The sequence below is a fragment of the Bacteroides sp. 3_1_13 genome, assembly GCF_001185845.1.
In the GTDB taxonomy this organism is placed as follows: Bacteria; Bacteroidota; Bacteroidia; order Bacteroidales; family Bacteroidaceae; genus Bacteroides; species Bacteroides xylanisolvens.
Window position 1 is genome coordinate 919,235 of record NZ_KQ236955.1, and the last position, 12,396, is coordinate 931,630.

9 protein-coding genes and 1 pseudogene are annotated in these 12,396 nt (G+C 39.9%); 8 read left to right on the plus strand and 2 right to left on the minus strand.

The window, feature by feature from the left end:
- The first annotated feature begins 279 nt into the window (after positions 1–279).
- From leuS to HMPREF9009_RS03370, 4 genes are all read left to right on the plus strand, one after another.
- Positions 280–3,114: a leucine--tRNA ligase gene (leuS, locus tag HMPREF9009_RS03355; protein ID WP_049701433.1), complete on the plus strand. Its 2,835-nt coding sequence runs from the start codon at positions 280–282 to the stop codon at positions 3,112–3,114.
- 124 nt (positions 3,115–3,238) lie between these two features.
- The gene (locus tag HMPREF9009_RS03360) at positions 3,239–4,156 is read left to right on the plus strand and encodes a YitT family protein (RefSeq protein ID WP_049701434.1); all 918 of its coding nucleotides are present in this window, start codon (positions 3,239–3,241) and stop codon (positions 4,154–4,156) included.
- 50 nt (positions 4,157–4,206) lie between these two features.
- Positions 4,207–4,788: a non-canonical purine NTP diphosphatase gene (locus HMPREF9009_RS03365; RefSeq protein ID WP_049702231.1), complete on the plus strand. Its 582-nt coding sequence runs from the start codon at positions 4,207–4,209 to the stop codon at positions 4,786–4,788.
- 31 nt (positions 4,789–4,819) lie between these two features.
- Positions 4,820–5,662 (plus strand): OmpA/MotB family protein, encoded by an 843-nt coding sequence (locus HMPREF9009_RS03370; RefSeq protein ID WP_008641420.1) that lies wholly within the window; start codon positions 4,820–4,822, stop codon positions 5,660–5,662.
- A 144-nt stretch (positions 5,663–5,806) separates the two neighbouring features.
- Here HMPREF9009_RS03370 and nadA read toward each other — a convergent pair whose 3' ends face one another.
- A complete protein-coding gene (nadA, locus tag HMPREF9009_RS03375) occupies positions 5,807–6,745 on the minus strand; it encodes a quinolinate synthase NadA (protein WP_049701435.1) in 939 nt (312 codons plus the stop codon).
- A gap of 501 nt (positions 6,746–7,246) precedes the next feature.
- Here nadA and HMPREF9009_RS03380 point away from each other — a divergent pair.
- Positions 7,247–7,774, plus strand: coding sequence for an RNA methyltransferase (locus HMPREF9009_RS03380; protein ID WP_008641423.1), 528 nt, complete (start codon positions 7,247–7,249; stop codon positions 7,772–7,774).
- Between the two features lie 360 nt (positions 7,775–8,134).
- On the opposite strand, the gene HMPREF9009_RS03385 is transcribed toward HMPREF9009_RS03380, so the two are convergent.
- Positions 8,135–8,713, minus strand: coding sequence for a DUF4294 domain-containing protein (locus tag HMPREF9009_RS03385; protein ID WP_004308443.1), 579 nt, complete (start codon positions 8,711–8,713; stop codon positions 8,135–8,137).
- Between the two features lie 144 nt (positions 8,714–8,857).
- Here HMPREF9009_RS03385 and HMPREF9009_RS03390 point away from each other — a divergent pair, with 144 nt between their 5' ends.
- The 3 genes and pseudogenes from HMPREF9009_RS03390 to HMPREF9009_RS03400 form a co-directional block, all read left to right on the plus strand.
- The gene (locus HMPREF9009_RS03390) at positions 8,858–10,906 is read left to right on the plus strand and encodes a helix-hairpin-helix domain-containing protein (RefSeq protein WP_049701436.1); all 2,049 of its coding nucleotides are present in this window, start codon (positions 8,858–8,860) and stop codon (positions 10,904–10,906) included.
- Between the two features lie 43 nt (positions 10,907–10,949).
- A complete protein-coding gene (locus HMPREF9009_RS03395; RefSeq protein WP_004316100.1) occupies positions 10,950–11,459 on the plus strand; it encodes a sigma-70 family RNA polymerase sigma factor in 510 nt (169 codons plus the stop codon).
- A 31-nt stretch (positions 11,460–11,490) separates the two neighbouring features.
- Positions 11,491–12,189, plus strand: a pseudogene (locus tag HMPREF9009_RS03400) (iron dicitrate transport regulator FecR); the annotation flags it as partial.
- Positions 12,190–12,396 lie beyond the last annotated feature (207 nt).

Sequence of the window (12,396 nt, forward strand, 5' to 3'; positions counted from 1 at the left end):
CTGAAATAGAATTATTGCAACAAAAATGGGCAAGAACCTTCACAGTTTCTTGCCCATTCGTTATCCTCGTTATGCAATTCGCATATTAACCTATTGAACTTTATGTAATAAAATTTATATATTTCATTGTTATTTCTTTATTATTATTGACCTCAAATATACAAAATAAAAAGAAGAAAGTCAATAGGGAAAGCGTGGTTATCTGAAAATAAACACGTAAATTTGTGCCTCGAATTAGAAATAACAGTATAAATCACTATAAATAAAAACTTTATCACTATGGAGTACAATTTCAGAGAAATTGAAAAGAAGTGGCAGAAAAGGTGGGTAGAAGAGAAAACCTACCAAGTTACGGAAGATGATTCGAAGCAAAAATTTTATGTACTAAACATGTTTCCTTACCCATCAGGAGCTGGTCTACACGTAGGTCATCCGCTGGGATACATTGCTTCGGATATTTACGCCCGTTACAAACGACTGCAGGGCTTCAATGTACTCAACCCAATGGGATATGACGCTTACGGTTTGCCGGCAGAACAATATGCTATCCAGACCGGACAGCATCCTGCTATCACTACCGTCAACAATATCGACCGCTACCGCGAGCAGTTGGACAAAATAGGTTTCTCTTTCGACTGGAACCGTGAAATCCGTACTTGCGACCCGGAATATTATCATTGGACCCAATGGGCCTTCCAAAAAATGTTCAACAGCTATTATTGTAACGAAGAACAGGAAGCCCGTCCTATCGAAGAACTGGAAAAAGCCTTCGCCATCTACGGAAACGAAGGACTCAATGCCGCTTGCAGCGAAGATATCAGCTTTACTGCCGAAGAGTGGAACGCCAAAAGCGAAAAAGAAAAGCAGGAAATCCTGATGAACTATCGTATCGCTTATCTGGGTGAAACAATGGTAAACTGGTGTGCCGAATTAGGAACTGTACTGGCTAACGACGAGGTAGTAGACGGAGTCAGCGAACGTGGCGGTTTTCCTGTTATCCAGAAGAAAATGCGCCAATGGTGTTTGCGTGTATCTGCGTATGCACAACGTTTGCTCGACGGATTGGACACAATCGAATGGACAGATTCTCTGAAAGAAACCCAAAGAAACTGGATCGGACGTTCGGAAGGTGCTGAAGTGCAATTCAAAGTAAAAGACAGTGACCTCGAATTCACTATTTTCACCACTCGTGCAGATACCATGTTCGGTGTTACCTTTATGGTATTGGCTCCGGAAAGTGAATTGGTGGCACAGTTAACGACTCCTGAACAAAAAGCAGAAGTAGACGCCTACCTCGATCGTACCAAAAAACGTACGGAACGCGAACGTATTGCCGACCGTAGTGTTACCGGTGTGTTCAGTGGTTCGTATGCTATCAATCCGTTCACAGGTGAAGCAGTGCCTGTATGGATCAGCGATTACGTACTGGCCGGATACGGAACAGGAGCTATTATGGCTGTACCTGCTCATGATAGCCGCGACTATGCATTTGCCAAACATTTCGGATTGGAAATCCGTCCGTTGGTAGAAGGTTGTGATGTTAGCGAAGAAAGTTTCGATGCAAAAGAAGGTATTGTTTGCAACTCTCCGCGTCTTGATGTCACTCCTTACTGTGATCTTTCATTGAACGGACTGACCATCAAAGAAGCGATAGAAACAACCAAGAAATATGTAAAAGAGCACAATCTGGGCCGTGTGAAAGTGAACTACCGTCTGCGTGACGCTATTTTCTCTCGCCAACGTTACTGGGGTGAGCCGTTCCCTGTTTACTACAAAGACGGAATGCCCTATATGATTGACGAAGCCAGCCTGCCGCTGGAACTTCCGGAAGTCGCTAAATTCCTGCCTACCGAAACAGGTGAGCCTCCATTAGGACACGCAACTAAATGGGCTTGGGATACAGTAAACAAATGTGTCGTAGAAAATGAGAAGATTGACCATGTAACCGTCTTCCCGCTGGAACTGAACACCATGCCGGGATTCGCCGGTTCTTCGGCTTATTATCTCCGCTACATGGACCCGCATAATCATCAGGCATTAGTTGATCCGAAAATTGACCAGTACTGGAAAAATGTAGACCTATATGTAGGTGGTACCGAACATGCAACAGGCCACTTGATTTATTCTCGTTTTTGGAATAAATTCTTGTATGACATGGGTGTGTCTGTAATGGAAGAGCCATTCCAAAAGTTAGTAAACCAAGGAATGATTCAAGGTCGCAGTAACTTTGTATATCGTATCAAAGACACCAATACTTTCGTTTCACTGAACCTGAAAGATCAGTACGAAGTTACCCCTATTCACGTAGACGTAAATATCGTATCTAATGATATTTTGGATTTGGAAGCATTCAAAGCATGGCGTCCTGAATATAAAACAGCCGAATTTATCCTCGAAGACGGAAAATATGTCTGCGGATGGGCAGTTGAAAAGATGAGTAAATCTATGTTCAATGTAGTCAATCCGGATATGATTGTTGAGAAATACGGTGCAGATACACTTCGTATGTACGAAATGTTCCTCGGCCCGGTAGAACAGTCTAAACCGTGGGATACAAACGGAATCGACGGTGTACACCGTTTTATCCGTAAATTCTGGTCGTTGTTCTACAGCCGTACGGACGAATATCTGGTGACAGACGAACCTGCAACAAAAGAAGAATTGAAGAGCCTTCATAAATTAATCAAGAAGGTGACTGGTGATATTGAACAGTTCTCTTACAATACATCTATCAGCGCATTCATGATTTGCGTAAACGAACTCTTCAACCTGAAATGTAGCAAAAAAGAGATTCTGGAACAGCTCGTTATCACTCTCGCTCCTTTCGCTCCGCATGTCTGCGAAGAGTTGTGGGATGTATTGGGACACGAAACTTCCGTATGCGACGCCCAATGGCCTGTATACAACGAAGAATATCTGAAAGAAGATACTATCAACTATACCATCTCTTTCAACGGAAAGGCACGTTTCAATATGGAATTTGCAGCAGATGAAGCTTCGGACGCTATCCAAGCCGCAGTATTGGCAGACGAACGTTCACAGAAGTGGATTGATGGCAAGACTCCGAAAAAGATCATCGTCGTTCCGAAAAAGATTGTAAACGTTGTAATTTAAAGTATTAAGTATAAAACAATAAGTATTAAGTAATAAGTATTAAGTATTAACCTGGCGGATATATTTGGAAAACGACTACGGATAATACTTAATACTTATTACTTAATACTTGAACTTAAAATCCATGCATAAACTGACAAAAGCGGAAATAATGAGAGAAGTGAAAGATTATATCTACATCACTCTCGGATTGATAAGCTATTCTTTGGGATGGGCTGCATTCCTGTTACCTTATCAGATAACTACCGGAGGAACTACCGGTATCGGGGCTATTATCTATTATGCAACAGGATTCCCAATCCAATGGTCATACTTCATTATCAATGCAGTTCTGATGACCTTTGCCATTCGGATATTGGGTCCGAAATTCAGTATAAAAACGACTTATGCTATTTTTACGCTGACTTTCCTGCTTTGGTTATTCCAGTTGGTGGTGAACAATTATATAGAAGCGCCGGATATGACGCCAGACGGTAAGCCTCTGTTGCTTGGTACAGGACAGGACTTTATGGCTTGTATTATCGGTGCAGCCATGTGTGGTGTAGGTCTGGGCATCACTTTCAACTACAACGGAAGTACGGGTGGAACAGATATTATCGCTGCTGTTGTTAATAAATACAGAGATGTATCACTCGGACGAATGATTATGATCTGTGATGTATTCATTATCGGTTCCTGTTACTTTATATTTCATGATTGGCGCCGGGTTATTTTCGGCTTTGTCACCTTATTTATCATTGGTGTTGTGCTCGACTGGATTATCAACAGTGCCCGTCAATCGGTTCAATTCTTCATCTTCTCCAAGAAATATGATGAAATAGCCGACCGTATCATTAAAGACGCTGACCGGGGAGTAACGGTACTTGACGGTACGGGATGGTACAGTAAAACCAATGTGAAAGTGTTGGTAGTACTTGCCAAGAAACGTCAGTCACTCGAAATTTTCCGTTTGGTAAAACGCATTGATCCGAATGCTTTTATCTCTCAAAGTTCCGTTATCGGTGTGTATGGCGAAGGATTCGATAAGCTGAAAGTGAAATAATAACCGGTTGATAAGTAGTGAACAACCCTGTTAAAACAAAAAATAAGATGATGAAACGCAAACTTGTATTTGCTACCAATAATGCTCATAAACTAGAAGAAGTAGCCGCTATCCTGGGAGATAAAGTAGAATTGCTAAGTCTCAATGATATCGGTTGCCAAACGGATATTCCCGAAACTGCTGAAACACTGGAAGGAAATGCGTTATTAAAATCTTCCTATATTTTTAAAAACTATCATCTGGATTGTTTTGCCGATGATACGGGATTGGAAGTGGAAGCCTTGAACGGCGCTCCCGGAGTCTATTCCGCCCGCTATGCAGGGGGTGAAGGACACGACGCCCAGGCTAATATGCTCAAACTTCTTCACGAACTGGATGGAAAGGAAAACCGTAAAGCACAATTCCGCACCGCTATTTCGTTGATACTGGACGGAAAGGAGTATCTCTTTGAAGGAGTGATAAAAGGCGAAATAATCAAAGAAAAACGTGGTGATTCCGGATTTGGCTACGATCCTGTATTCATGCCTGAAGGTTACGACCGGACTTTTGCCGAATTGGGAAATGATATCAAGAACCAAATCAGCCATCGTGCACTGGCTGTACAGAAACTTTGTGAGTTTCTGCAAAGCTGATTATACATACCCACTTAAAATATAAAACACAATGAAGAAAATTACTTTATTTACTTTACTTACGCTCCTATTGTGTACTTCGTGTGTAACAAAAAAGAAGTTCATGCTTGCAGAGATGGCAGCCACCGCAAGCAAAGACAGTCTGCAAGGGTTGTTGAATAACTCCCGCGAAGTTGGTAACCAGCTATCAGCACAAGTCAAAAACCTCTTGCGTGATACGACCAAGATGGGGAACAGTATCCGCCAGTATCAGAGTATGTTGAATGTCAACATGACTGAACAGGAAAAACTGAATGCGCTGTTGAGCCAAAAGAAAAATGAGCTGAACGAAAGAGAACGCACGATCAATGAATTGCAGGACATGATTAAGGCGCAGAATGATAAGGTACAAAACCTCTTGAGTAATGTAAAAGACGCATTACTTGGTTTTAGTACTGACGAGCTGACCGTCCGCGAGAAAGACGGAAAAGTATATGTAGCGATGTCCGACAAATTATTATTCCAGTCAGGAAGTGCCCGCCTGGATAAACGTGGAGAGGAAGCTCTCGGCAAACTAGCCGAAGTACTGAACAAACAGACGGACATCGACGTATTTATCGAAGGACATACGGACAACAAACCGATCAATACTGTACAATTCAAGGATAACTGGGATTTGAGTGTGATCCGCGCGACTTCCGTAGTTCGTATCCTCATCAAGAATTACAATGTAAATCCTTTGCAGATTCAGCCTAGCGGCCGCGGTGAATATATGCCTGTTGATGATAACGAAACAATAGAAGGAAGAAGCAAGAATCGCCGTACGGAGATTATCATGGCTCCGAAACTGGATAAGTTGTTCCAGATGCTTCAAAGCTCGGAAGAATCCAAATAAAAAATAATTGATTCAATAATCAACAATAAAAAATCCTCTCGGTTAATAAACTGGGAGGATTTTTTTATCTTTAAAGAATTGAATTATTTTAAGATAGTTTCTAACTGTTATTCATTCAAGAACAATAATAGAAACCAAATTTCTTTATAATCCCAGTTCAGCCGAAATCTCCAACATCCGCTGAATCGGCTTCACTGCCTTCTTAGCCACCTCCGGATCTACCGTTATTTCCGGTGCTTCATTCTTCAGACACTCATAGAGCTTCTCTAACGTATTTAACCGCATGAAGCTACACTCGTTACATCCGCACGTACTATCGTTCGGAGGAGCAGGGATAAACGTTGTCTGCGGACACTTCTTCTGCATCTCATGCAAGATACCCGATTCGGTAGCCACAATATACGTGTTTTCCGGATGGTTCACGGCATACTTCAACAAAGCAGCTGTAGATCCTACCACATCAGCCAATTTCAAAACCGTACTCTTACATTCGGGATGTGCCAAGACCAACGCTTCCGGATGCTGCGCTTTCAATTCCACAATCTTTTCAACAGAGAACTGTTCATGCACGTGACAGGCTCCGTCCCAAAGCAACATATTCCTGTTCGTAACAGAGTTGATATAATTACCCAAATTCCTATCCGGACCAAAGATTATTTTCTCATCTTTGGGGAAGCTTTCCACGATTTGCTTCGCATTGGTGGAAGTCACCACCACATCTGTCACTGCTTTCACGGCAGCTGTCGTGTTGACGTACGAAATAACGGTGTATCCCGGGTGCTCTTTGACAAACTGTGCAAACTGATCTGCCGGACAACTGTCCGCCAACGAACAACCTGCCGCCATGTCGGGCACCAGCACTTTCTTGTCCGGACAAAGCACTTTTGCCGTTTCCCCCATAAAGTGAACGCCACACATCACAATAATGTCCGCTTCCGTCTTGGCAGCCCATTGAGCCAATGCCAAACTGTCGCCAACGTAATCAGCGATATCCTGTATCTCACCCTTCTGGTAGTAGTGGCCCAGAATGATTGCATTCTTTTCTTTCTTTAGCTCGTTAATAGCCTTTATGAGTTCATTCATAATAATATTCTTATTTCTTTCCTTTTAAAAAAAATCCTTTGTTAGTAATGATAGCCTGTTAATAATGTTAGCAAATAAATACGATTTTTCTTGCCGGATAAGTTATTAGTCCATACTTCTGCTTTATGAGTCGGTTATGAACTGATGTAAAGGACAAGATATCCTATCCTACTCGCTTCATTATCAATGAAAGCATCGTTAAATGCCGTCAAATGGAAGTTTGCTATTAACTCCCTGTTGATAAAGTGCAAAGTTAAAAACTTTATGGATATAAACAGGTAGATAAGTGCTGAAAAATATGTTTATGTCTGTGTAGAAAGTTTTGGGTTAGTTTTTTGGAATGTTCATAACGAAGACCTCTTATACCTTCTTTTGAATAATGCAAGAATTATTTTTCAAAATCTTTGCCGATAGTTTTGACAGGTTTTAAACCGTTATCAACACCTTGTTAACTGAAAAGAATTACCTTTGTGGACAAGAACATAATAAAAGAAAAGACGTATGCGTAAACTGAAAATAACAGAGCTGAACCGTATTAGTGCCGAAGAGTTTAAACAGGTTGAAAAACTGCCTTTGGTGGTAGTGCTGGACGATATTCGTAGTTTGCACAATATAGGTTCTGTGTTCCGTACTTCGGATGCTTTCCGTATTGAATGTATCTATCTGTGTGGTATAACAGCTACCCCACCGCACCCTGAAATGCATAAGACTGCGCTGGGTGCAGAGTTCACTGTCGACTGGAAGTATGTTAATAACGCTGTTGATGTTGTTGATAACCTCAAAAACGAAGGGTATATCGTTTATTCTGTAGAACAGGCGGAAGGAAGCATCATGCTTGATGAACTCCAGCTGGATAAAACCAAGAAGTACGCTATCGTTATGGGAAACGAAGTGAAAGGGGTACAGCAGGAGGTTATTAACCATTCGGATGGCTGTATAGAGATTCCTCAATATGGTACAAAACATTCGTTGAATGTTTCCGTAACTACCGGTATTGTGATTTGGGATTTGTTCAAAAAGTTACACTAATAGTCATAATACAGGATTGGTTAATAAGTTGTTTATAACGAGTTAATAGCTTAGTTAATTCATTTATAATCAATAACTATGTTCTGTTTATAACTATATGGATCCATGTTGATTCTATGGGTGTTGGGTAGTTATTATTATAGTTGTTGATAGTTCGTTTTCAGGCTGTTAATACTTGAGTTGTCAGGTATTAACAGCCTATATGATACGTATTAATAACTGGGAACTCAAGTATTAACTTCTGAGAAACCGGAAATTAATACCTTGCAGGAAGCTTATTAATTCTTGAAATGATAACTAGTATGGTTGAGTAGTGATCAATTAGTTTATAAAGTTGATAAACTTATAAGCTGATTGATTTTAGATCTGTCCGTTCTCCACCATCAACACTACACGTTCCGTTAGTTTGTCTTCACCTTGCGGATCATATTCTTTTTTTAAACTGGCTCCGAACAATGCAGCAAAAGTCTGATAGAATCCCGCTTTGAAAGGTCCCATAAATGCTTTTACCAGTTCATAACTGGTAGAATTGCTTTGGCGGTCTATTAATTTAATCAACAGTTTCCCCTGTGCAAACGATAGTTTTTTCATTCGGGGAGTATATTGATCTTTCAATCCTTTTTCAACCCGTTTGATATGTTTTTGGCGGGCTTTCTCATTGGGCAAAGTCTGAAGATATTCGTAAGTTTCAATGATGGCCTGGTTAATTTCTCTGGAGATAGGATATACCTTTTTCACATTGCGAATCAGTCGGTAATATTCCTGACGTTCCTTTTCATTTTTGAATTTCAACGGACGGAAAATATACACAGTTCTTAACTGGACACATGGAATGGTATCTCCATTGTAGATACACATCGGAACCAAATATCCATTGATGCTTTGTTTATCTTGAGCTTGCAGGCGCAACGAACAACAAACAATAGCAAACAGCGTCATTACTACTATGTTAAGCCTTCTTTTCACGATACAAAAATAGAATTAAAATTTTATTATTCAGACATTTCTCTTCGATGTTAACCTATTTAAAGTATCTTTGCGGCCTTATCTGTTAAAAAGCAGGAAGAATAAACCATTTTATTGATGAAAACTATTCAACTTTTACGGTTGATAAGTATTATAAACAGCCTGTTAATAATTCCTGCTTGTAGTGCTCAAAACCCTTCCGAAAGTCTTTTAGAAGATGTTCTTGAAGATTTATCTGTTAATAACGGAACTGATAACTCTGTTAATACTCCTAATTGGGAAAATGAATTGGAAGAACTTTCCAATCGTATGCAGGAACCAGTTAATTTGAATGTTGCTACCCGTGAACAACTCGAACAGTTTCCTTTCCTTAGTGATATTCAGATTGAACATCTGCTGGCCTACATCTATATACACGGACAGATGAAAACCATCTATGAACTTCAACTGGTAGAAGAGATAGATAGGCAAACAATCCAGTATTTACTACCTTTTGTCTGTATAAAAGCTATTAACAATGAACCTGCTTTTCGGTGGAAAAGTCTGTTGAAAAGCGCAGCAAAGTATGGAAAGAATGAGCTGTTAACTCGCTTTGATATACCATTTTATAGGCGAAAAGGTTATGAACATACCTATTTAGGACCTTCTGTTTATAACTCTGTGAAATACAGTTTCCGATACAGTGACCGACTCTATGCAGGAGTCGTTGCTGAAAAAGATGCCGGAGAACCTTTTGGAGCTTTACACAATCGCTACGGCTACGATTATTATTCCTTTTATCTGTTATTAAAAAATTGTGGACGATTAAAAGCATTAGCTGTTGGTAACTATCGGCTTAGTTTCGGACAAGGATTAGTGATTAGCACTGATTATCTGATGGGAAAAACAATCTACGCCTCTTCTTTCAACAGCCGTAGTAGCGGGATAAAGAAACATTCTTCTACCGACGAATACAACTATTTCCGAGGAGTAGCTGCCACTGTTTCTTTAGCAAAAGATTGGGATCTTTCCGGTTTCTATTCACACCGTTCATTAGATGGAGTAATCACTGACGGAGAAATCACCTCTATCTATAAAACCGGACTGCACCGAAGTCAAAAAGAAGCGGATAAAAAGAACCTATTCACCATGCAATTAACAGGTGGACACGTGAGTTATCAACACAACCGTATCCGACTGGGTATCACCGGTATTTACTACCTTTTCAACCGACCATACGAACCGGAATTAACAGGCTATTCGAAATACAATCTTCATGGAAACAACTTCTATAATCTAGGGATTGATTATGCTTATCGCTGGCATCGTTTTTCTTTTCAAGGAGAGACGGCCATCGGAAAACAAGGTTGGGCATCTTTGAACCGTTTGCAATATTCACCGGTTCAAAACACTCAAATCATGTTGATACACCGGTTTTATTCTTATAACTATTGGGCTATGTTCGCCCATTCTTTCGGTGAAGGAAGTACGACACAAAATGAACAGGGATATTATATCGGCATGGAGACTTCTCCTTTTGCCTATTGGAAATTTTTCGCCTCGTTCGATTTATTTTCTTTTCCGTGGAAAAAATACAGAGTAAATAAACTCTCTCGCGGAACAGACGGATTGCTTCAAGCCACTTTCACTCCACGCAGCTATCTATCCATGTATCTGAAGTACCGCTATAAACGCAAAGAACGGGATTGGACAGGTAGTAAAGGATCACTAACACTTCCTATTTTTCACCATCAACTTCGTTATCGTTTGAACTATTCTTTAGGAGATGTGTTAAGCAGTCGTACAACTTTAGATTATAATCATTTTCATTCTCAGGACAGAGCTGCTAATATAGGATATCAGGTTACACAAATGATATCCTCCCAACTGCCTTGGGCCAGGCTGTTTGCTGACGTTCAGGGCAGTTACTTTTTTACAGACGATTATGATTCGCGTGTATATGCTTCGGAAAGCGGATTGCTTTATACGTTTTACACACCGTCCTTCCAAGGTCGTGGATTTCGCTGCTCCGTTCGTTTCAGATATGAACTGAATAAGCACTGGTTGTTCATAACCAAGTTTGGCGAAACAGTCTATTTAGATCGGAATGAGATCGGTTCAGGCAATGATTTGATCTGTGGAAATAAAAAAGGAGATGTACAAATGCAACTGCGTATTAAGTTTTAATGTATATTTGTCTGCCAGAAATAATAGAAGAATACGATATTAAATGGATGACAGGGCTACTTTTGACAAAATGTTTAATGAATGGTATGCACAGTTTGTATATTTTGCATATTATTTTATAAATGACGCTGAGGTATGCAGAGATATCGTAAGTGATGCTTTTGAGTATTTGTGGCGTAATTATGAAAAGATAGAAGAGGCGACGGCTAAAACTTATCTTTATACAATCATTCGTACACGTTGCATTGACTATCTTCGCAAGCAAAATATCCATGAAGAATATGTAGAGTTTACTTCGCAATTAACTGATAAAATGATAGAAAGCGATTCGCAACATTCTGATTCTCGTGTTTTGCGTATTCGTAAAGCTATGGAAAAGTTGACTCCTTATAATTATCATATATTGGAAGCATGCTATATTCATAATAAGAAATATAAAGAAGTGGCCGAAGAATTGAATGTAAGTGTTGCGGCTATTCATAAGAATATAGTAAAGGCTTTGCGTATTCTTCGCGAAGAATTGGGGCAAGAGGGTAACCGGAATAGACTTTAAAACGTAAATATATATATTGAATACATTATTTATGGATGAAAAGAATATAAATATAAGTAAGTCGGAAGAAGAACTCCTGGAAATTATGGAGAATCGTTCTCATATAACTGCTGATCAATTACATAATTTGAAAGAAGATGAGGAATGCTTGCAAGCATGTTCTGATTTGGCAGAAATTGTGATAGAGATGCAGAAAAAACAAAATATGCTGGCAATTGATGTCCGGAATGAAATGGCAGATTTTCATAATAAACATTCTAAAAACAATCGAAGAAAAAATACACGCATGCTGTTGTGGGCCAGTATCACAGGTGTAGCGGCAGCTGTTGTCATAATTTTAGTTTTGCGTGCAATGATGATTTCGTCGCAACCGGAAATCATTCAAGTGTTTCAAGCCAATCATGTTGCCCAACAAGTCACTTTACAAGTGAATGATGAGAAGGAAGTAAAGCCACTAAAAGAAGTGGTAGAATCTCTTTCGTCTTCCTCTACTGCACAGTTGTCTTCTAAAGAAATAGATTATAGTCGTGCTCTTCTTCAGACAGAAACTAAGGAAGTGGGAAAGCAGAGAATACAGATACATAGATTAAGTATTCCCAGGGGAGAGACATTCAAAGTTGTTTTATCCGAAGGAACCGAAGTCTTCTTGAATTCAGACAGCCGATTAGCTTACCCTACGATTTTTAAAGGAAAAGAAAGAGTCGTCTCTTTGGAAGGTGAAGCTTATTTTACCTCAAATCCGCAACTAAGCTCTTCAGCGTCCTTCTTGCGTCTAAACGTCCTCTCATCACTGAATTAGCAGATAAATTGAGGCTGAAATACCCACTTCTGCCCACAATATCCCCTTGCCCCACTATGCGACTTGAGGCAATACGCAGTATCATACCCATAAGTTGTAGGCGTTATCCAAAATCAGTCTGAAAAATATCTGCGTAAG